The sequence below is a fragment of the Streptomyces liangshanensis genome (assembly GCF_011694815.1).
Taxonomy (GTDB): Bacteria; Actinomycetota; Actinomycetes; order Streptomycetales; family Streptomycetaceae; genus Streptomyces; species Streptomyces liangshanensis.
Genome location: NZ_CP050177.1, coordinates 112,725 through 133,676 on the forward strand (window position 1 = coordinate 112,725; position 20,952 = coordinate 133,676).

General features: G+C 71.8%; 17 protein-coding genes. 7 read left to right on the forward strand and 10 right to left on the reverse strand.

Annotated features, from left to right (window positions below; translation table 11 throughout):
* The first annotated feature begins 133 nt into the window (after positions 1-133).
* Positions 134-970, forward strand: a complete 837-nt coding sequence (locus tag HA039_RS00520) for a methyltransferase domain-containing protein (protein WP_167022123.1) — start codon at positions 134-136, stop codon at positions 968-970.
* A 48-nt stretch (positions 971-1,018) separates the two neighbouring features.
* On the opposite strand, the gene HA039_RS00525 is transcribed toward HA039_RS00520, so the two are convergent.
* Genes HA039_RS00525 through HA039_RS00535 form a run of 3 tightly spaced genes read right to left on the reverse strand, consistent with a single transcriptional unit; the run spans position 1,019 to position 4,241 of the window.
* Complete coding sequence (locus HA039_RS00525; RefSeq protein WP_167022125.1) at positions 1,019-1,990, reverse strand: pyridoxal-phosphate dependent enzyme; 972 nt, start codon at positions 1,988-1,990, stop codon at positions 1,019-1,021.
* Between the two features lie 44 nt (positions 1,991-2,034).
* On the reverse strand, positions 2,035-2,985 hold the full coding sequence (locus HA039_RS00530) for a ribose-phosphate diphosphokinase (RefSeq protein WP_167022127.1): 951 nt from the start codon (positions 2,983-2,985) through the stop codon (positions 2,035-2,037).
* Between the two features lie 44 nt (positions 2,986-3,029).
* Positions 3,030-4,241, reverse strand: coding sequence for an MFS transporter (locus tag HA039_RS00535; protein WP_167022129.1), 1,212 nt, complete (start codon positions 4,239-4,241; stop codon positions 3,030-3,032).
* 59 nt (positions 4,242-4,300) lie between these two features.
* Here HA039_RS00535 and HA039_RS00540 point away from each other — a divergent pair, with 59 nt between their 5' ends.
* Positions 4,301-5,302 (forward strand): ArsR/SmtB family transcription factor, encoded by a 1,002-nt coding sequence (locus HA039_RS00540; protein WP_167022131.1) that lies wholly within the window; start codon positions 4,301-4,303, stop codon positions 5,300-5,302.
* Between the two features lie 226 nt (positions 5,303-5,528).
* A complete protein-coding gene (locus tag HA039_RS00545; protein ID WP_167022133.1) occupies positions 5,529-6,581 on the forward strand; it encodes a peptidoglycan-binding domain-containing protein in 1,053 nt (350 codons plus the stop codon).
* Positions 6,582-6,676: 95 nt separating this feature from the next.
* Here the strand turns inward: HA039_RS00545 and HA039_RS00550 are convergent, their stop codons facing one another.
* From HA039_RS00550 to HA039_RS00580, 7 genes are all read right to left on the reverse strand, one after another.
* On the reverse strand, positions 6,677-7,948 hold the full coding sequence (locus HA039_RS00550) for an SGNH/GDSL hydrolase family protein (RefSeq protein ID WP_243868963.1): 1,272 nt from the start codon (positions 7,946-7,948) through the stop codon (positions 6,677-6,679).
* A complete protein-coding gene (locus HA039_RS00555; protein WP_167022135.1) occupies positions 7,945-10,380 on the reverse strand; it encodes a glycosyl hydrolase family 95 catalytic domain-containing protein in 2,436 nt (811 codons plus the stop codon). Before HA039_RS00555 ends, HA039_RS00550 begins: the two co-directional genes overlap by 4 nt.
* Before the next feature lie 124 nt (positions 10,381-10,504).
* Positions 10,505-12,322 carry an alpha-galactosidase D gene (locus HA039_RS00560; protein ID WP_167022137.1) on the reverse strand — a complete coding sequence of 606 codons (1,818 nt, stop codon included), beginning with the start codon at positions 12,320-12,322 and terminating at the stop codon, positions 10,505-10,507.
* Positions 12,323-12,423: 101 nt separating this feature from the next.
* Positions 12,424-13,350 (reverse strand): carbohydrate ABC transporter permease, encoded by a 927-nt coding sequence (locus HA039_RS00565; protein ID WP_243868965.1) that lies wholly within the window; start codon positions 13,348-13,350, stop codon positions 12,424-12,426.
* Entirely contained in the window at positions 13,347-14,291 is a 945-nt protein-coding gene (locus HA039_RS00570; protein WP_167022139.1) for a carbohydrate ABC transporter permease, read from the reverse strand. The genes HA039_RS00565 and HA039_RS00570 overlap by 4 nt, the downstream gene beginning before the upstream one ends.
* 25 nt (positions 14,292-14,316) lie before the next feature.
* A complete protein-coding gene (locus tag HA039_RS00575) occupies positions 14,317-15,630 on the reverse strand; it encodes an ABC transporter substrate-binding protein (RefSeq protein ID WP_167022141.1) in 1,314 nt (437 codons plus the stop codon).
* A gap of 8 nt (positions 15,631-15,638) precedes the next feature.
* The gene (locus HA039_RS00580) at positions 15,639-16,814 is read right to left on the reverse strand and encodes an ROK family transcriptional regulator (RefSeq protein ID WP_167022143.1); all 1,176 of its coding nucleotides are present in this window, start codon (positions 16,812-16,814) and stop codon (positions 15,639-15,641) included.
* 178 nt (positions 16,815-16,992) lie between these two features.
* Here HA039_RS00580 and HA039_RS00585 point away from each other — a divergent pair, with 178 nt between their 5' ends.
* The 4 genes from HA039_RS00585 (at position 16,993) to HA039_RS00600 (ending at position 20,939) form a co-directional block, all read left to right on the forward strand.
* The gene (locus HA039_RS00585; protein WP_167022145.1) at positions 16,993-19,116 is read left to right on the forward strand and encodes an alpha-galactosidase; all 2,124 of its coding nucleotides are present in this window, start codon (positions 16,993-16,995) and stop codon (positions 19,114-19,116) included.
* Positions 19,117-19,310: 194 nt separating this feature from the next.
* On the forward strand, positions 19,311-19,907 hold the full coding sequence (locus HA039_RS00590; RefSeq protein ID WP_167022147.1) for a sulfite oxidase-like oxidoreductase: 597 nt from the start codon (positions 19,311-19,313) through the stop codon (positions 19,905-19,907).
* A complete protein-coding gene (locus HA039_RS00595) occupies positions 19,877-20,638 on the forward strand; it encodes a ferredoxin reductase (RefSeq protein ID WP_167022149.1) in 762 nt (253 codons plus the stop codon). The genes HA039_RS00590 and HA039_RS00595 overlap by 31 nt, the downstream gene beginning before the upstream one ends.
* A 1-nt stretch (position 20,639) precedes the next feature.
* Positions 20,640-20,939: a DUF6510 family protein gene (locus HA039_RS00600; protein WP_167022151.1), complete on the forward strand. Its 300-nt coding sequence runs from the start codon at positions 20,640-20,642 to the stop codon at positions 20,937-20,939.
* Positions 20,940-20,952 lie beyond the last annotated feature (13 nt).

Sequence of the window (20,952 nt, forward strand, 5' to 3'; positions counted from 1 at the left end):
TGCCCTTCGCGGGGGGACGTTTTCAGATGGGGGGACGAGTTGGAGGGAAAGTACAAAGGTAGACCCTTCGTCAAGGTGGGGGGCGTGGTTACGATCACCCCAACGGCGGCTCGCGGGCGGAAGGGTGAAGACCATGACGGTGAACGAGGCTTCCAGGGACGGCAGTTCGTACCAGCTCGGGCATTCGGGTCCCGAGGTGGACCGGCTGATCCTCCAGGGGCGGATCTTCAATCCGCTCTCCGCGCACGCGTTACGGCTGGCCGGGCTGCGGCCGGGCATGCGGGTGCTGGACGTGGGGTGCGGCGCGGGGGACGTGTCGTTCGTCGCGGCGGACATCGTCGGTCCCGCCGGCGCGGTCATCGGTCTGGACGCCGCTCCGGACGCGGTCCGCGTGGCGCGGGCGCGGGCCGCCGGGGCGGGGGTGGGCCACGTGACGTTCCAGGAGGGCACGGTCCTCGGGGTCACGCTGGACGAGCCGGTCGACGCGGTGGTCGGGCGGCTGATCCTGATCCATCTGCCGGATCCCGTCGCGGCGTTGAAGCACCTGGCGGGCCTGGTCCGCCCCGGCGGGTTCGTGTCGTTCCAGGACTTCGACCTGGGCGCGGTGGGCAGCCGGCCCGAGGTGCCGCTGGTGACGGCGGTGACGGAGGCCATGGAGGAGGGGTTCCGGGCGCGCGGCGCCGACCCCGCCGTGGGCATGGGGATGTACGGGCTGTTCCGGCGCGCGGGCCTGCCCGCCCCGCGCCTCACCTCCGCCACCCCGCTGGGCGGCGGCGAGGACGAGGACCTGGTCCTGCTGCTCGCCACGACGTGCCGGCAGCTGGTGGGGCTCGGGGCGGTCGGGCCGGAGTCGGTCGCGCGCCTCGGCAACCTGGACACCCTGGCGGAACGCCTGCGCGCCGGCCTGCTGGAGGCCGGCGCGGTGATGGTGACGACCACGCTGGTCAGCGCGTGGAGCACGCTCCCTTAGGGGTGCGGGGCCGGGTGTCGCGCGGGGACGTCGCCGGGCACCTCGGCGTCATCCCGTGACGAGGCCGCGCGCGTGCTCCATCGCCTGGCCGTGGCCGAAGAGCCCGGGCAGGCCGCCGGTGTGCAGGAAGACGGTGCGCCGTCCCGGCCGTACGTCCCCCTCGGCGACCGCCGCGATCAGACCGGCCATGGCACGGCCCGTGTACACGGGGTCGAGCACGACACCCTCCGCGCGGGCCGTCGTCGTGAGCGCGTCCCGCACCGCGTCGGTGAGTTCCGCGTACCCGGCGCCTACCTGGTCCCGGCGCAGACGCAGCGCGGGCGGGTCCGGTGCCCCGGGCCCCGCGAGGCCGCCGACGAGGTCCAGGACGACCCGTACGGGATCCGGGACGGCTCCGACGTCCACGCCGAGGACACGGTCGGCGCCGAGCGCGTGGACCAGGCCGGCCATCGTGCCGCCGGATCCCATGGCGACCACCACCGTCGCCAGGTCGGGCGCCTGCGCCAGCAGTTCGTGCCCGGCGTCGGCGTATCCCCGGGCGCCGAGGACGCTCGATCCGCCGAACGGGATCACGGCGGGCGCGGCGCCCTCGGCGCGCAACTCCCCGGCGACCTCGTCCAGTACGGCGTTCAGACCCGCCTGGTCGACATCGCCCGCCCAGACGATCCGGGCGCCGAGGAGGCCGTCGAGCGCGATGTTCCCGCTCACGGCGCCCGGCGGTGAGCCCTTCAGCACGAGGACGGCGTCCAGACCGAGGCGGGCCGCGGCGGCGGCCGTGAGCCGGGCGTGGTTGCTCTGCGGCGCGCCGCTGGTGACCAGGGTCCTGGCGCCCTGCCGGAGGGCCGCTCCCGCGGTCCGCTCCAGCTTCCGGACCTTGTTGCCGCCGCCGGCGAGACCGGTGAGGTCGTCCCGCTTGATCCACAGGTCGTCCGGTTCCAGGCCGATGAGCCGGGCGAGGCGCGGGGCCGGTTCCAGCGGGGTCGGCCAGGTGCCGAGCCGTACGGGGGTCTCGTCGCTCATCCGGCTCTCCCGATCGGACGGAGGGTGGGGCGGCAGGGGGCGGGTCAGGTCGTGTGGGCGTCGAACAGGGCGCTGACCGACTCCCCGTTGTGGATGCGCCGGACGGCCTCGGCGAGGGCCGGGGCGATCGACAGGACCCGCAGCTTCTCGGTGTGGTCCTCCAGCGGTATCGGCACCGTGTTCGTGCAGACGATCTCCAGCACGTCGGGCTGCGCGGAGAGGCGCTTGAGGGCTCCGGCGGAGAACAGCCCGTGCGTGCAGGCGACCCGGATGGAGCGGGGCTTCATCTCGCGGAGCCGGTCGAGGAGTTCGAGGACGGTGCTGCCCTTGGCGATCTCGTCGTCCAGGACGATGACGTCGCGGTCGGTGACGTCGCCGATGACCGTGCTGATGCTGACCCGGTCGTCGGCGAAGCGCTGCTTGGCGCCCGCCGCGACCTGCGCGCCGAGCATCCGGGCGAAGGCCGCGGCCTCCTTGGCGTTGCCGAGGTCGGGCGAGACGACGGTGGTGCGGGACAGGTCGTGGTCGTGGAAGTGCGCGGCCAGTTCCCGCAGGGCGTGCAGGTGGTCGACCGGTACGGAGAAGAAGCCGTGCATCTGGGGCGAGTGCAGGGTCATCGCCAGCACCCGGCTCGCGCCCGCGGTCACCATGAGGTCGGCGACCAGGCGGCCGCCGATGGAGATCCGGGGCGCGTCCTTCTTGTCCGAACGCGCGTACGCGTAGTGCGGCATGACCACGGTGATGCGGCTGGCCGACGCGCCCCGGGCGGCGTCGCACATCAGCAGCAGTTCGACCAGGTTCTCCTGGACGGGGGTGACCAGGGGCTGGATCAGGAAGACGTCCCGCTCCCGGCAGTTGGCCTGGAGCTGCACCTCCAGGCAGTCGTTGGCGAACCGGCTGGTGCGTACGGGGCTGAGCGGGACGCCCAGATGCCCGCACACCTCTGCCGCCAACTCGGGATGTGCACTACCGCTGAATACAGCGATGTCTCGCACGAAAACGGCTCCTCGCGTGATCGACCGGGGGTCCGTGCCTCATGCTACCGGCCGCCTCCGGGCGCCGGTTCCACCGCGGGTACGAGGGCCGCGGTGATCCGCTCGGGCCGCAGGCCGGGCGCGAGGGTCAGGGTGACGGCGAGGGAGGCGGCGGCCATGAGCGTGATCGCCGTGGCGGCCGAGGTGTACTGGGCGAGCGCCCCGGCGAGGGCCGCCGCCACGCCCTGGAGGGTGAGGCGCCCCGAGGTGTCGAGGCCGAGGGCCTGTCCCTGGATGTCGTCGGGGGTCAGCGCGATCAGGCTCTCCTGGAGCAGCAGGCTCGACGCGAAGCCGATCGAGGCGACGGTGGCGGCCGCCGCCGCGAGGGGAGCCGACGGCTGCCACGCGAACACCAGGTAGGGCAGGGCGAGCAGGAGGCGCAGCGGGGCGCCGAGCCGCTCGCGCCGGTGCCGGGGCAGGAAGCGGCCGGCGAGCGTGTCGCCGATGAGCATCCCGAGGGCCGCGCAGGCGAAGAGCAGGCCCGCGTGCCCGGGGTCGTAGGGGACGAACAGCGATTCGCAGCCGACGACGAGCCCGTTGGGCACCCACAGGGCGAGGTAGACGGTCCGGCGGGCGGGCGAGGACCAGAGGCGGCGGTTGGTACGCCAGGTCTCGGCGACCGAGGGTCTTCCGGCGGTACGGGGCGGGCGCGAGGAGAGGCCGGCGGCGGCGAGCACGGCCGCGGCGACCCCGAGGGCGGCGGCGGTGAGCAGGGCGCCGCGCGGGGAGAGGACGGCGAGCAGGACGCCGCCGGTGGCGTACCCCGCGATCTGCATGGTGCCGACGGACATGTTGAGGACGGAACGGCCCAGCAGGTAGCCGTCCTTGGGGAGGATCTCGGCGAGCAGCCCGTAGCGCACCCCGCCGCCGACCGAGGTGGCCAGGCCCTCGGCGAGGAGGATCGCGAAGACGGCCCACAGCGGCAGGCCCGGCACGGCCAGGACGGCGGTGCCCGCGCCCACGGCCAGGGCGACGGCGGCCGTCGCGGCGCGCGGGGGCAGCCGGTCGGCGGCGGACAGCAGCAGGGTCGCGCCGACCACCTGGGCCAGGGAGGGGCCGAACATGCTGAGGGCCGACAGCAGGGCGGAGCCGGTGGACCGGTACACGAGGGTGGCGAGTGCCAGTCCGGCGACGGTGGCGGAGGCGACCTGCACGGAGCTGGTCAGGAAGAAGGGGGTGAACTCGGGGGTGCGGAAGAGCTGCCCGTAGGTGCGCATGGGCCGCAGTCTCATCAGGGCCGTACCGGTGACGTTATTGTTTCGCGCGGAGGCGAAACATGGGCTGGTGGCAGATCAGTACGGACGCCCTGGCGGGGAGCCGGTTCGTGATCTCGCCGCTGGCGGAGACCACGGCGACCCTGTTCGCCCTGGAGCGGGGCGCTCCCGCGCACCCGGGTGAGCGGGAGTGGTTCGAGGCCCACGGGCCCGCGTACCGGGCGCGGCTGGCGGCCGACCCGCGGGCGGCGGAGCTGGTGCGGGCCGCGCGGGGCAACGGCTGGAACGCGGACTTCCTGACGCCCACCCCCGGCGCGGATCCGGCCCCGGTGCCGGAGGGTGACGGGACGGCGGAGTTCACGCGGGAGCTGGAGCGGATCAGGGAGACGCCGCCGGAGTCCGTACGGGCGGATCTGGCGGTGGCCCAGGGCCGGCAGGTCCCGGACCGGCTGACCCGGCACGATCCCGCGGGGCGGGTCGCGGACCTGGTGGAGTGGGTGTGGACGGAGACGGTCCTGCCGTACTGGCCGGCCCGGCGGCGGATCTGCGAGGCCGATGTCGTCGCGCGGACCCGGCAGTTGACGCTCGGGGGCTGGGCCGCCGCCCTGGAGGCCATGCGCCCGCGGATGCGCTGGCTCGGGGAGGGGCGGTTGCAGATCAACACGCGTGACTACCCGCCGCGTGAGGTTGGCGACGCGCGGTTGGTGTTCGTGCCGGTCACGCCCCGGTCGGGGTGGGTCTGCTGGGAGGAGCGGCCGCCGTACCGCTACGGCCTGGTCTATCCCTGTACGGGACCGGCGGTCGCGCCGGACGGGGCGGCGGAGCCCGGGGCGCTGGGCCGGCTGCTCGGCACGCACCGGGCGCGGGTCCTGCTGCTGCTCGACACCCCCAAGAGCACCACGCAGTTGGTGGGGCTGACCGGGATGGCGCTCGGTTCGGTGGGGCGTCATCTCAAGGTGCTGCTCGATGCCCGGCTGGTGGTCAGGCAGCGTGCGGGGCGGTCCGTGCTCTACTGCCGTACGGCGGCCGGGGACGGTCTGGTGGCGGCGCAGAGCGAGGAGTGAGGCACTCGCGGAGGACATGCGCCCGGCGCGTCCTGACGTCCGGAACGCGCCGGCGATCGCGCGCGAGTTCGCACACATCGCGTTCGTGTTTTGACCCTTTCCCCTTCCTTATGACCGGTTATCGCGCCACCTGATGACTGATTGTGACCCTTTCCTGGGCCGGGAAGCGGTGCGCGAAACGGTGGCGGCTCTGCATAATCGCTGCGTCCCCAGGAAGGAAACGTCCGTGACGCAGGAATCTTGCCCCCGTTGTTTCGCACCTCCGGGCGAGGCCGGCCATCCCGACTGCGCGTGTGCCACCCGGGCCGACATCGCCGGGAAGAGCCTCACCGATCCGGCCGAACAGCCGGGTGACGGCGATCAGATGCATGTCCGGCCCTATGTCTCGCTGGGGTCCGAGGGCGAGGCCGACGAGGCCGAGCGGGAACGCGTCGCGCGCGAGCGCGCGGCCTTCGGTCCTCCGGGCGGCGGCGCCGGGACGTCGACGACGGCCGTGCGGGACGTGGTGGCGGGGGCGACCACCGACAGCGGCGGCGGCGGCCATGACGGTGACGACGATGACGATGACGATAGCGACGAAGGCAGTGACGAGGGCGGTGCGGGCGGCGCCGCCGGGGACGGTTTCCCCGGTGACGACGAGCCGGACGAGCCGCCTGCCCGGCGCCGCAAGGGTCTCTACCTGGCCGTTGCGATCGCCGTGGTCGCGGCCGTCATAGCCGTGTCGGCGGGTGTCGCGGTCCGGGGCGGCGGCGAGGACGAGGCGGCGGGCCCCGGTTCGGCCTCCTCGACCGCGCGGACGGCCCTGCCCGACGCCACCGGCACGGCCGCCGGCGGGACCTCCAGGAAGCCGGACGGTACGGCCTCGGACGCCACCTCCTCGCCCTCGGACGATCCGGGCGCGAGCCCGTCCGGCACGTCCTCGGCCTCGGCGTCCGCCTCCGTCTCCGCGACGGCCACGCCGGGGCAGGCCGCCGAGGACACGCCGTCCTCCCCCGCCGTCTCCACCCCGCCGGCCGGGTCCCCGTCCGCCGGATCCACCCCGTCGTCGGGCCCGGCCGTCCTGCGGGAGGGTGACACGGGCCCGGAGGTCGTCGAGTTGCAGAAGCGGATGAGCCAACTGCTGCTGCGCTACCTGGGGATGCCGGACGGCACGTACGACGCCGAGTTGGAGCGCGCGGTCGCCCGCTACCAGCACGACCGCGACATCACCGGGGACGCCTCGGGTGTCTACGGCCCCGCCACCCGGGAGGCCCTGGAGGCGGAGACCAAGAAGCCGTAGGCACACCCTCGCGGGCCGCCGGGCACGGGCGAGGGCTCCCCCGTCCGCCGGCGGGGGAGCCCTCGCTCTTCCTTCACCTCAGGTGCGCGCCCGTCTCAGCGGTCGCACCTGAGGCTCTTGAGGTCGACCGCGTCCGCCATCGCCTGCATGCCCTTGTCGTTCGGGTGCAGGCGGTCGCCGCCGTCGAAGACCGGGAGCAGCTTCTCCTGGTCGTACGGGCTGCGGAGCATCCGGTCGAAGTCGGCGACGCCGTCGAGTTCACCGCTGGTCCTGATGAACGCGTTGACGCCCTGCCGGACCGCCTCGGCCTCGGGGTCGTACTCCGACCAGCCCTTGAAGGGCAGGACGGTCCCGCCGACCACGCACTTGCCCGCCGCGTGGGCGCGTTCAACGATCTCCCGGTATCCCGCGATCATGTCGTCGACCGTGACGCCGGAATGGGCCTTGATGTCGTTGATCCCCTCGAAGAGGAGCACCGTACGGACACCGGGCTGCGAGAGCACGTCCCGCTGGAGGCGGTTCAGGGCGCTCTGCCCGGCGCCGTCCGCCAGGACCTTGTTGCCGGAGATCCCCTCGTTGGCGACGCCCTTGACACCGATCCCGGTCGCGCTCTGGAGCCGGCGGGAGAGGTAGTCGGGCCACCGGCGGTTGGTGTCCGTGCTGGACTGCCAGCCGTCGGTGATGGAGTCGCCGAGGGCGACGACGGCGCCGGTGTCCCGGTCCGTCTCCACGCTGACCGCGTCGAGGTAGTACCAGGACCCGGTGCGGTCGGTCCAACTCGTGGCGCTCTCCTCGGCGGTGTGGTTGCCCGCCGTCGCGTACGAGGTCTGCATGGCCATGCCGTGGCCGGTCGAGGGGCCGCCCGCGCTCAGCACGTGGTAGCTGACGACCAGGTCGCTCTGGGCGGCCAGCCGCCCGGACAGCGGGTCGCTGACCACGCTCTCCCCCGGCGGGACCGTCACCGAGCCCGCGCCGCCGAACGTCAGCGGGCGGTTGCTCCCGCCGACGAGCTCGGCGCCTTCCTTGCGCTTGCCCGCGTACACGCTGTCGAAGGTGACCGGTTGGTCGCCGAACGCGTTGGAGAGGCGGACGCGCACGCCGGTGCCGCCGACGCTGGTGCGGACCACGGCCCGGTAGCTCCGGTCGCGGGGCCCTTCGCCCTGCCGGTCCATGCTCGCGCCCCAGGTGATCACCTGGTGGCGGCCGGCGGCGCTCGGCGCGGAGGCTGCGGAGTGCGTACGCGGGGCGGGCGCGTCCCCGGAGGAGGAGGCCGCGGACACCGCCGTCGCGGGCGCGCAGAGCGTGACGAGCAGCGCGGAGACCAGGCCCACCGCGTAGCGGCGGCGCATCGGCCGGGGCCGTCTCATATGAGGTCCCGCAGGGACACCGAGGCGCCCGGCTTGAGGCTGACCTTCTGGGTCCTGCCGCCGAACTCCACGGTGGTCGTGCGGCCGCCGACGCTGCGCAGCCGCGCCTCGGTGACCTTGCCGGCCTTCCACCGCAGGTCGAGGACGAAGCCGCCGCGTACCCCCACGCCCGCGATGGCGCCGGAGGCGGCCCACGCGTCGGGCAGGGCGGGCAGCAGCTCGACGTGGCCGGGCCGGGAGTAGACCAGCATCTCGATCATGGCGGCGGCGGTGCCGAAGTTGGACTCGATCTGGAAGATGCCGCGTCCCTTCTCGACCTCGTAGATGTCGAAGAGGTTCGGCGCGGTGCCGTTGGTGCCGCCGACGGAGGGCTGGAGGTTGGTGACGACCCCCTGGTACGCCTTCTCGGCGTCCTTGAGCCGCGCCCAGCACAGGCTGCGCCAGGCGTTGGCCCAGCCGAAGCTGTTCGTCCCCCGCGCGGTGAGCAGGGCGGTCGCGCCGTCGACGATCTCCTTCGGGGTGGAGGCGTCGGGGCGGATGCGGTCGCCGGGGAACAGGCCGATGAGCGGGGAGAGGTGGCGGTGGGTCGTCTCGCCGAGGTTGTCGGGGGACATCCACTCCTGGAGCCAGCCCGACGTGGGGCTGACCTCGGGGAGGTACAGCCGCTCGCGGAGGGCGGCGACCGTCCTGCTGTGCGCGGCGTCCCTGCCGAGGACGTCGGTGGCGGTGCGGAAGTTGCCGAAGAGCGCCCAGACCAGTTCCTGGGCGTACGTGATGCCCTTGGCGTCCTGCGGGCCGTGCTCGGGCGACCAGTCCTTGTCGTCGACGAGCACCTCGCGGGTCCCGCCGGTGGCCCGGTCGGTGACCGTCGTGGTGATCAGGCGCGCCTCCCAGAACTCGACGGCGCCCTTGAGCAGCGGGTAGATCTTGGCGAGGTACGCCTTGTCCTGGGTGAACTCGTAGTGCTCGAAGAGGGAGTTGGCCAGCCAGGCGCTGCCGCCGGGGTGCCACCACCAGCCGTTGCCGCCGTGGACGTTGGTGGAGAAGGAGACCGCCCAGCCGCCGACCTTGCCGGTGGAGTTGCGGAACCGGTTGCGGGGGTCCTGGTAGAGGTCGTGGGTGAGCTTCGTCCACGACGGGAGCTGCGCCACGCAGTAGTCGGCGAACGCGTCGAACAGACCGGAGAGGCCCGCCCGGTCGGCCATCCAATAGTTCATCTGGATGTTGATGTCGGTGTGGTAGTCGCCCATCCAGTCCGGGTCGTTGCCGTCCAGCCACAGTCCCTGGAGGGCGACGGGCAGGCTGTCGCGCGATCCGGCGATCATCAGGTAGCGGCCGAACTGGAGGTACGACGCTTCGAGTTCGGGGTCGGCCTCGCCGTCGGTAAAGCGTGCCCTGACCCGCTCCCAGGTGTCCAGGCCGCGCTGGAACTCCGACGACCGGCCGAGGGAGATGTCCATCCGTTCGAACAGCTCGCGGTGGTCGGCGACGTGGCTGTGCAGGAGCGTGGTGGCCGAGTGGCGGGCCGCCGCGAGGACCTTGGTCCTGGCGAGCCGCTCCGGTTCGAGGGCGCGGTCGCGGTAGCCGGTGGCGGCGTCGGGGGCGTAGTCGGTGCCGCCGCTGACGACGACCGTCAGCTCCTTGCAGTCCTTGAAGCGGATCCCCGTACCGTCGACGGTGACCGTGCCGGTGCCGCTGTACGCGGTCACGGCGGCGCCGTAGCGCAGTCCGCCGTCCGGGAAGGCGCCGTTGAAGGAGGCGTACGTCCGGGCGCGGTCGGCCGTGGTCTTCTCGTCGTGGGTGCCGGCCAGGCTCACCGTGCCGGTGTAGCGCCCGCCGCCCTTCTGCGTGAAGTGCAGGACGATGGCGTCGTCGGGGTGGCTGGCGAAGATCCGGCGCTCGTAGGTCACGCCGGAGCGTACGTACGTGGAGGAGACGACGCCCTGGCTGATGTCGAGGTCGCGCCGGTAGGAGGAGAGCGACGACAGGTCGTGGTCGGGGAGGTCGACGGTCAGCCGCCCGAGGAGGGTGAAGGACCCGAAGTCCTGGCGGCCGTAGGGGAACTGGCCGTCGGCGTCGAGGGTGCCGTTGAGGCCGCCGGTCCACAGGGTGGCGTCGGTGACGAGCAGCACCTCGCGGGAGGGGTCGTTGCCGGCGAGGGCGCCGAGCCGGCCGTTGCCGACGGGGAGGCCCTGCTCGATCATGTTCTTGTCGGAGGCCGGCGCCTGGTACCAGAAGCGGGTGGCCGAGGCCTCGGGCAGCAGGGGGGACGTGGTCTGCCGGACCACGGGGCCGGAGGCGGCGAAGGCGGGCAGGCCGCCGAGGGCGGTGAAGGCGCCCACCGCGGCGGCGAGCGAGAGGGCTTGCCGCCGGTTGGGGCCGCGGGGGGAAGTCGGGGCGGGCGCGGCTGCGCCGGTGTGCTGGTCGTCCACGGAGCACTCCGTTCCGGAGAGGCGGTGCGGGCATGCGGGTGCCGGCCGCCGGGAGGGGAAGGGCCGGTGCGGAGCCCGAGGGCCTCAGGACTCCGCACCGGTGTTCAGGGGAGGGACGCGTGGGTCAGAGCTGGGGTACGGCGATCCGGTCGATGTCGGGCGCGTAGTCGTCGCCGCTGTCGATGGTGATCGTGTTCTTGCCCGCCTTGAGCGTGACCGGGACGGTGACGGTCTCGACGGTGCCCCAGTCCGCGGTGGACGGGAACTTCAGGGCGGTGGCGCCGTTGCCGTTGCTGGAGATCTTCGCGGGGCGCGCGTCACCGCTGATGTAGGACACGTCGATCATGTAGTGGCCGGCCTTCGTGGCCACGACGTCGTTGAACTGGAGCTTCCCGCCCTGGTACAGGTTGCCGACCTTGTGCGTGCCGGAGCACCCGCCGCAGTCGCCGACCGAGGCGTTGCCGGTCAGGGTGTTGGCCGGGGACTCGGCCTCGTACGCCGTCTTCGTGAACGCGGTGCCGCGCGGGGTGACGGTGAACAGGCGCGAGCCGTGGGCCGGGAGGGCCTGGGTGACCTTGTCCTTGAACGTGCCGAGGTCTTCCTTGTTCCAGACGTCGCGGACCTTGGCCTGGCCGGTGAAGCCGAGGGACTGCCAGTCGGCGGTCACGGCGGAGGAGGTGTCGCCGAGGTTGAACAGGGCGACGGTGTAGCTGCCGTCGGCGTTCTTCGCGCTCCACACCTGCTGGTTACCGGTGGCGGTGACGGGCCGCGCGGGCGGGGTGCTGCCCTGGTTGATCGCGAGGACGTCCTTGTTGGTCAGCAGGGAGATGCCGTAGTCGTCGAGGCGGGTGAGGTCGTCACCGGTGTAGAGGGGCGACTTGGCGATGGCCCACAGGGTCATGTAGCTCTGCCGCTCGGCCTTGGTCAGGCCGTCCATCTCGCCGTTGCCGACGTCGATCGCGTCGAGGTCGTTCCAGCCGCCGGGACCGGCGAACCGGGTCCACTTGGGGGCGTCGTCGAAGCGGTCGTTGACCGAGTTCTCCCACGACACGAGGGTGTTGCAGTAGCACTCGACGTCGGTGTCGATCCGCCAGCCGTTGGTGTACTTCTTCCAGTCGGCGGCGTGGTTGATGTCCAGCGACCAGGAGACCTCGAGGTGGAGCGGGCGGCCGGCGGTGGCTATCGCCTTCTGCCAGGCGGCGACGTCGGGGACGTTGTCGTAGTTGTCACCGCTCTTGAAGGAGCCGGGTCCCACGCCGTCCAGCTTGAGGAAGTCGTACCCCCAGTCGGCGAACATCCGCGCCTGCGAGTCGACGTACTTCTGCGCGCAGGGGTCGGAGAAGTCGATCTTGTATGCGCTGTCCCAGCCGTTGGTGGTGCGCAGGTCGGGGTAGACGATGTCGGCCGTGGTGCAGCCGGGCGCGTCGAAGATCGGGACCTTGCCCTCGCCGTACGCCTCCTTCTGGAGGCCGACGGGCAGGTAGATGCCGGCCTTGAGGCCCTTGGCGTGGATGTCGTCGGCGACCGGCTTCATGCCCCGGGGGAACCGGACGGGGTCGGCGGCCTGGCGGCCGTACGCCTCGAAGTTGGGCTTCCACGCCTTGTCCATCCACCAGCCGGCGTCGATGTTGACGTACTCGTAGCCGTACTTCTTGAGCTTGGACGCGAGCGCGTTCGTCTGCTTGAGGACGTTCTTCTCGGTCAGGTAGCTGTAGTCGCCGTCGGGGTTGAGGCCGGGGTACTTGGACGACTGCATGGACCAGCTGGTCCAGCCCATGAACGGCTTGTCGGCGACACCGGCCGAGGCCGCGGCGGGGGCCTGGGCGGCGGTGGGCGTGGCGGCGGTGGGCGTGGCTGCCATCGCCGCGGGGACGGCGGTGGTCAGGCCGGCCGCGAGGGCCAGGACGAGCACGGCTCGGAAGGGGTACGCGGGTGACCGCATGGGTCAGGACCTCCTGTTGTCGGCGCATGGACGTGCACGGAGCGTGCGTGCGGTCGGGGCAGGGGGACGGGCGGTACGGGTACGGCCGCCCGTCCTTCGGCTCAGCCCTTGCCCGAACCGATGGTCAGCCCGCTGATGAACTGGCGCTGGAGCGCGAAGTACACCAGCAGCGTCGGGATCGCGGTCAGCAGCGCACCGGCCGCGATCAGGTTGGGGTTCGTGAAGTACTGGCCCTGGAGGTTGGCCAGCGCGGAGGTGATCGGACGCTTGTCGCCGGTCTCGATGAGGGCGAGCGACCAGAAGAAGTCGTTGTAGATCCAGATCGATTCGAGCGTGGCCAGCGCCGCGAAGGCGGGGCGGCACAGCGGCAGCACGATCTGGAAGAACTGGCGCCACACCGGGGCGCCGTCGACCAGCGCCGCCTCGGTGATCTCCTTGGGGATCGTCCGCATGTAGTTGCTGAGGACGAACGTGCAGAAGCCGCACTGGTAGGCGATGTGGATGAAGATGATGCCCCACACGGAGTTGTAGAGCAGGAACGAGTCGCTCATCCACCCGGGCAGCGGGATCAGCAGGTACAGCCGGTACAGCGGGGTGATGAGCACCTGGGCGGGTAGCAGGTTGCCCGCCGTGAACAGCATCAGCAGGACGATGTTCCACCGGAAGTCGAAGCGCGAGACGAAGAAGGCCACCGCGGCGGAGAACAGCAGGGTGCCGAGGACCGCCGGGACCGTGATGAGCACGGAGTTCCAGAAGAAGTGCGGCATCCCGGACTGGCTCCAGGCGTCCGAGAAGTTCTCCAGGCTCAGGCTGTGCGGCCAGGAGAGGTACCCGTGCTTGCTGGTGTCCGAGTAGGGGCGCAGCGAGGTGTAGATCGCCCAGAGCAGCGGGACGAGCCACAGCAGGGCGATGCCGCCGAGCAGGACGTGGCGGCCCGCCTGGCTCTTGGGACGTGACGGTCCCGCTCCCTGGGGGGCGGTACGGCGGGTGCGTGAGCCGGCGGCCGGCGGTGTGGCGGTCGCGGTCACTGGTCCTCCTTGCGGAAGGTCTGTACGAGGAAGGTCCCGATGGCGAGCAGGGAGACCACGAGCAGGACCACCGCGAGGGCGGAGCCGTAACCGATGTGGCTGGACTCGCCGATGATGTTGTCGGTGATCAGGAGGGACAGGAGTTCCATGCCCGGTTTGCTGCCGACGCCGCCGCCGAGCACGTACACGATGTCGAAGGCGCGCAGCGACTCCATGACGGTCACGACCAGGATGATGATGTTGACCGGCTTGAGGGCGGGGAAGACGACGCGCAGGAAGGTCTGGCGTTCGTTGGCGCCGTCGAGCGACGCGGCCTCCTTGAGCGCCGGGTCGAAGCCCTTGAGGCCGGCCAGGTAGAGGATCATGATGTAGCCGGTGTGCCGCCAGGCCGACGCGACCAGCACTGCCCAGAGGTTGAGGTTCGGGTCGCCGAGCCAGTCGATGTGGTGGCCGGGCGCGACCCCGTTCAGGATGCCGTTGAGCAGTCCGTTGTCGGGGTTGTAGATGATCTCCCAGATGAAGCCGACCACGGCCAGCGAGAGCACCATGGGCAGGAAGATCGCGGTCTGGTAGATCCGGGTGAAGCGGATCTTCCGGTCGAGCTGGTAGGCCAGGAAGATGCCGAACGGGGTCGGCAGCAGGGCCGTGAAGAGCAGCCAGACGACGTTGTGCTGGACCGCCGGCCAGAACGGCGGGTAGTTGGTGAAGATCTCCTGGTAGTTGTCCAGTCCGATCCAGTGGATGTCGGACAGCGAGATGCCGTCCCAACTGGTGAAGGACAGACCGATGGACGCCAGCGCCGGCAGCCAGACGAAGACGAGCAGGGCTATGACGGGTATGCCGACGATGACCGCGAGGAAGAGCCGGTCACCGGCACTGAGCCGGCGCGGCCGGGGGCGGGCGCGCGGCTTGCTGGGGGGCGCTGAGCGCACGGAGGACATGGTGGAGGAACCTTCCCGGTCCTGATCAGGCGGTGAAGAAGCGCGAGCGCTGGGACTCGATCTTCTTGAGCAGGGCCGAGCCGTCGTCGGGGTGTCCCAGCCACTGGGTGAGGCCCGGCAGCACGACGGTGGAGATGAAGCCCGGGTCGCTGTCCCGGTCGGCGAACTGGGTGATGTGTTTGGCCGAGGAGATCAGCTCGGCGGACTTCTTCTGGAGGGCGTTGTACTTGCTGGTGTCGGCGCCGGAGTTGACGGCCACGTTGCTGGGGTCGACGCCCATGTAGAGGTTCTCGGCCTTGGCGCTGCCGAGGAACTCCAGGAGCTTGTTGGAGCCGTCGAGGTTCTTGGGCTTGCGGCTGAGCATGAAGCCGTCGGTGGGGGCCTCGACGGTGTCCTGTCCGAACGACGGGTCGATCGTGGGGAAGGGGAAGAAGTCGATGTCGTCGCGGAGCGACTCGTCCGTGACCTGCTGGCCGAGGAAGAGGCCGATGACCGCCATGCCGGACTTCTTGTCCAGCAGCGACTGGGCCGCGTCCTGCCAGGAGCGGCCGCCCGCGCCTTCCTGGTAGTACGGGGCGATCTCGCGCCACAGGTCGAGCGTCCTGCTGGTGCGCTTGTCGGTCCAGGAGACCTCGCCGCGCATCAGCGACATGTGGAAGTCGTAGCCGTTGGCGCGGAGGTTGAGGTAGTCGAAGGCCCCGAGGATCGACCAGCTGTCACCGCCGCCGTAACCGGAGGCGATCGGCGAGAGGCCGTCCTTCTTCATCTGCTTGGCGAGCGCGGTGAACGCGCTCCAGGTGGCGGGCGGCTGGTAGCCGCGCTCCTGGAACACACTCTTCCGGTAGAACACGGCCCAGGGGTAGTTGTAGAGCGGGACGAAGTAGTACTTCCCGTCCTGGCCCTTGGACAGCTGCTTGGCGGCGTCGCTGAAACCGGAACCTATCTTGTCCCACACGTCGTCGACGGGGTGGGCGAGGCCCTTCTTGGCGAAGAACTGCATGCGGTAGCCGGCGAACCAGGTGAAGACGTCGTCCGGGGTGCCCTGGAGGTAGTTGGAGATGCTCTTCTGGAACGTGTCGTGGTCGACGGTGTTGGTCTTGACCTTGAGGCCGCTGTCCTTGGTGAAGGCGCCGGTGACACCGGCGTAGGCCTTCTTGGGCGTGGCGTCGGCCCCGTTGGACCCGAAGGTCACCGTCTTCGGGTCGGCGGCGGGGCCGCCTCCGCAGGCGGTCAGGACGGGCGCGGCCAGGGCGGCGGCGCCGACCCCGAGTGCTCCGCGGACCACGTTGCGGCGGCTCGGCGCACGGAAGGGCGAGGGGGTGCGGCTCTGCAGCGTCATCGCTACTCCTAGTACGTGTCTGTTCCGATGAAGGACTGGATGGCGGTGGCCGCGGCGCCTCGCGCCCACTCCTCGAAGGGCAGCGGACGTGTCATCACGTCACACTGCGCGGCGGTACCGAAGGCGGACGCGGCGAACGCGTCACGGATCTGCTCGGCGAACAGGTCGTACGCCGCCAGGCCCTCGCCGGAGATGATCACTCGTTGCGGTCCGAGGACGTTGACGACGGCCCCGATGGCCCGGCCGATCGCCTCCCCGGCCCGCGCGTAGGCCTCCTTGGCGCCCGGGTCGCCCTGGTGCGCCAGTTCCAGGGCCTGTCCGGAGTCGGCGACCGGCAGGCCGGTCACCTCCCGGACGCGGCGGACGATGGCGGAGTCCCCCGCGATCGCCTCCACGCAGCCGGTGTTGCCGCAGTGGCACGGCGGCCCGAGCGGGTCGATGGACAGGTGGCCGATCTCACCGGCCACGCCGTGCGCGCCCGAGACCACCCGGCCGTGCACCACCAGTCCGCAGCCGATGCCCGCGCCGACCGTCACGAGCGCGAAGTCGGAGAGACCGACGCCCGCGCCGAACCACTGCTCGGCGACGGTCAGCGCCCGGACGTCGTTGTCGACCGTGACCGGCAGTCCCGTCACCGTCCCGGCCAGGTCGGCGAGGGGGACGTCCCGCCAGTCCAGGAAGGGCGAGTAGCGCACGACCCCGGCCGTACGGTCCACGTCGCCGGAGACGGCGAGCCCGAGCCCGCGCACCTCGACCCCGAACCCGTCGGCCTCCGTGAGGAGTTCCTGCACGAGTCCGGCGATGGCGGCGAGTACGGCACCCGGTTCACGATCGGTGAGGGGGAGGTGCCGGGCGACCCGGATGCGGCAGCACAGGTCGGTGAGGACCGCGATGATCTCGTCCCCGGTGACCTTGACGCCGATGAACAGGGCACGTCCGCCGTCGACCCGCACCGGGTTGGCGGGGCGTCCGAGCGACGAGCGCGCCTCCTCGTCCACGCCTTCGACCAGGTACCCGGCCTCCATGAGCGGACGGACCGCCTTGGTCACCGCGGCGGAGGAGAGCGTGGTGCGCCGGGCTATCTCGGTCCGCGTGAGCGGACCGTGGGACAGCACGGTCGTGAAGACCAGGGAAGCGGCCGGCGTCGATGCCGGAACCGCCTCGGTACGAGAGGTCGAGCGCATGGCCGAAACGTAGGGGTGTTCTTTTCCGCTGTCAATGAAAGAAGCAAGCCCCTTTCGAAACATCCAAGGAGAGGCCCCTCAGCTTGCAAATGTGCTCCAGCCTCCGGGTATTGACACCTGATCCAAGGCAGGGTTGGCTGCGGTTTGCTCTCGAGGCGCAAAACGAACGTGAGGATCCATGCCTGTGATCTCCTTCGCCCCTCACACCGGGGTCTGGCTGCTCTCCACTCCGCGCACGTCGTACGCGCTGCGGATCGACGAGACGGGCGCGCCCTGTCACCTCGGTTGGGGACCTCGGCTGACCCTCGAAGAGGCACAGGAGCTTGCCGCTCCCCCGGCGCCGCCGGCCAGCAGTTTCGAGGGGCGCTCGCCCGTCGGCGAGGAACTGCCCGTGGACGGGGGCGCCCGGTACGGCGCCCCCTCCCTCCAGGTACGGTTCGCCGACGGCACCCGCGCCTTCGAGTGGCGGCCCACCGGCCACCGGGTCGACGAGTCCGTCCCCGGATCGGCCGAACTGGTCCTGGAGTTCAGCGACACGCACTACGGCCTGGGCGTCTACCTCCACTACCGGGTCCACGACAACACCGACGTGATCGAGCGCTGGACCGTCCTGCGCAACACCGGCGACACCACGGTGACACTGCCGCGCGCGGACTCCGCCGCGTGGACGCTCCCCGCCCGGGAGGACTACCGGGTCAGCCACGTCACGGGGCAGTGGTCGGCGGAGAGCAGGCTGCGCCGGGAGCCGGTGCCGTACGGCGAGACCACCTTCACCAGCCGACGGGGCATTACCAGCCACCACGCGAACCCCTGGGTGATGCTGGACGCCGGGGAGGCGACCGAGGACCACGGCGAGGTGTGGAGCGCCGCCCTGGCGTGGAGCGGGAGTTGGCGCGTCACGGTGCAGCGCACCCCGGACGGCCGCGCGTGCTTCACCGGCGGCGCGGGCCAGGACGGTACGGCGCTTCCGCTCGGCCCCGGCGAGGAGTTCACCACCCCGCTCCTCGCGGGCCTCTACAGCGACGGCGGCTTCGGCGCGGCGAGCCGCGCGTGGCACGCGTACACCCTCGCCCACGTGCTGCCGCACCCCGACGAGGTACGGCCCGTGCTCTACAACTCGTGGGAGGCGACGGGCTTCGACGTGGACGAGGCCGGCCAGATGGCGCTCGCCGCCCGGGCCGCGGCCCTCGGCGTGGAGCTGTACGTCATGGACGACGGCTGGTTCGGCGCGCGCCGCAACGCGGACGCCGGCCTCGGTGACTGGACCCCGTCCGCCGACCGCTTCCCCGACGGGCTGACCCCGCTGGTCAAGGAGGTGCACCGGCTCGGGATGCGCTTCGGCCTGTGGGTGGAGCCGGAGATGGTCAACCCGGACAGCGACCTCTACCGCGCGCACCCCGACTGGGTCCTGCACTTCCCGCACCGCACCCGCACCGAGCTGCGCGGCCAGCTGGTCCTCAACCTCGCCCGCCGCGACGTCGCCGACTGGGCGTACGGCTGGCTGACCCGGCTGGTCGGCGAGCACGCGATCGACTTCCTCAAGTGGGACATGAACCGCGCGTTCAGCGAGGCGGGCTGGCCCGGCCGGGCCGACGGCGCCGACCTCCTCGGGACGGCCTACGTCCGCAACCTGTACGACATCGTCGACCGCCTGCGCGCCGACCATCCGGGGCTGCGCGTCGAGTCGTGCAGCGGCGGGGGCGGCCGCGTCGACCTGGGCATCCTGTCCCGTACCGACCAGGCCTGGACCTCGGACAACACCGACGCCTGGGACCGGCTGTCCATCCAGCACGGATACGGGCAGGTCTACCCGGCGCGCACCATGGCCGCGTGGGTCACCGACGTGCCGAACCAGCTCACCGCGCGCTCGGTGCCGCTGCGCTTCCGCTTCCACGTCGCGATGGCCGGGGTCCTGGGCATCGGCGGCGACCTGACCCGGTGGTCGGAGGAGGAGCTGTCCGAGGCGGCGGAGCTGGTCGCCGAGTACAAGCGGGTCCGCCCGCTCGTCCAGCACGGTGTCGCGCACCGGCCGCGCGGACCGGTCGACGACGGTCCCTCGGCGGTGCAGTACACCGCCGCGGACCGCGCCGAGGCGCTGCTGCTGGTCTGGCAGCGGGGACCGCGGCACGGCAGCCCGCGCGTGCCGCTGCGGCTGGCCGGGCTCGACCCCGACGCGCGCTACCGCGACGCGCGGACCGGTGCGGTCCATTCCGCGCGGGTGCTGACGGACTACGGGATCCTGCCCGCGCTGCCCGAGGGCGACTGGGCCAGTACGGCGGTGCACCTGGTCCGGGTTCCCTGACGGGCCCGGATCCGGGGGGCCGGTGCGGGGAGTCCGGGTTTCCGGGCCTCCCCGCACCGGGCCGACCCGCGGTCCGCCGGCCGGCTCGGATGGTGGTCACGGGATTACGGGCCCAGACTGGAAGGCGACGCCACTGACAGGCGACGCTCTCCGGCGCACCGCTCCACCGTGCCGGGGAGGGAGAGGAGACCGACGTGGCTGTCATCTCTCGCGGCTTCCACGGCAGGCGGCCGACGGAGGAGAAGCTGCCCCCGGGCCAGTACGTGGTGCACGACTTCCCGGTCCTGTCGGCCGGTCCCACACCGGTGGTCAGGACGGAGGACTGGGAGTTCACCCTGACCACGGTGGCCGGTGACATGCACCACTGGTCGTGGCGGGACCTGACCGCGCTGCCCGCCGAGCGGCCCACGGTCGACATCCACTGCGTGACCAAGTGGTCGAAGTTCCGCACGGAGTGGGAAGGCGTGTCGCTGGACACCCTGCTCGACGGGATCGACCTCGACGGCGACTACGCCATGGTCCAGAGCTACGGCGGCTACACCACCGACCTGCCGCTGGAGGATCTCCTCGACGGCCGGGCGTGGATCGCGTACCGCTACGACCACGAGGACCTGCCCGCCGAACACGGCGGTCCCGCACGGCTGTTGGTGCCGCACCTGTACTTCTGGAAGTCGGCGAAGTGGGTGAACGGCATCCGGCTGATGGACTCGGACGAGCCGGGCTTCTGGGAAGGCCTCGGCTATCACGAATACGGTGACCCGTGGCGCGAACAGCGGTACCAGGGCGACTGACCGGCCGGCTGCGCTGGCAGACGGCGACGGTCGAGGACGTCAGGGACGAGACGGCGACCGCGCGCACCCTGGTGCTGCGCGCACCGGAGTGGCGGGGCCACGCGGCCGGCCAGCACGTGGACGTACGGCTGACCGCGGAGGACGGCTACAGCACACAGCGCAGCTATTCGCTCGCGTCGGCCCCCGGCGGCGACCGGATCGAACTGACCGTGCAGCGCATCGGCGACGGCGAGGTCTCGCCGTACCTGGTCGACGTGCTGGAGACCGGTGACCAGCTGGAACTGCGCGGCCCGGTCGGCGGCTGGTTCGTGTGGGACCCGGCGGATCCGTCCCCGGTGCTGCTCATGGCCGGGGGCTCCGGGGTGGTGCCGCTGATGTCCATGATCCGTGCCCGCGGGAGCGCCGGGAGCCGGGTCCCCTTCCGGTTGCTGTACTCGGTCCGCGCACCCGAGGAGCGTTACTACGCCGGGGAGTTGGGCCCGGGAGGCGCCCAGGGCGGGCTGGACGTCACCCACCTCTACACCCGGTCGGCGCCCGAGGGCCCGCGCCGGCCGCCCGGCCGGCTCACCGGGGACGACGTGGCGGCGTACGGCTGGCCGGCGGAGTTCACGCCGATGTGTTTCGTGTGCGGCCCGACCGGCTTCGTGGAGCGGGCGGCCGGGATCCTCGTGGCGCAGGGCCACGATCCCCAACGGATCAGGACCGAGCGCTTCGGTCCTGTCGGAGGTTGACATGCATCCCACCGCGGCGGCCGGGCCCCTGACCGGCGAGACGTTCCAGGACGGCAATGTGCTGGCGGGCTCGTTCCGCGAGTTCTTCACCACCGACCTGACCACGGCGACCGGGACGTGCGCCGGCTGCGGGCACACCGGCCCGCTGGCGGAGCTGCGCGTCTACACGCACGCGCCGGGGATGGTGGCCCGCTGCCCGGACTGCGACGAGGTGGTGATGCGCATGGTCCGGGGGCCGGAGGCGGCGTGGCTGGACATGCGCGGCACGACGGCGCTGCGGATCCCGCTTCCCGCGGAGTGAGCGGACCGGCGCG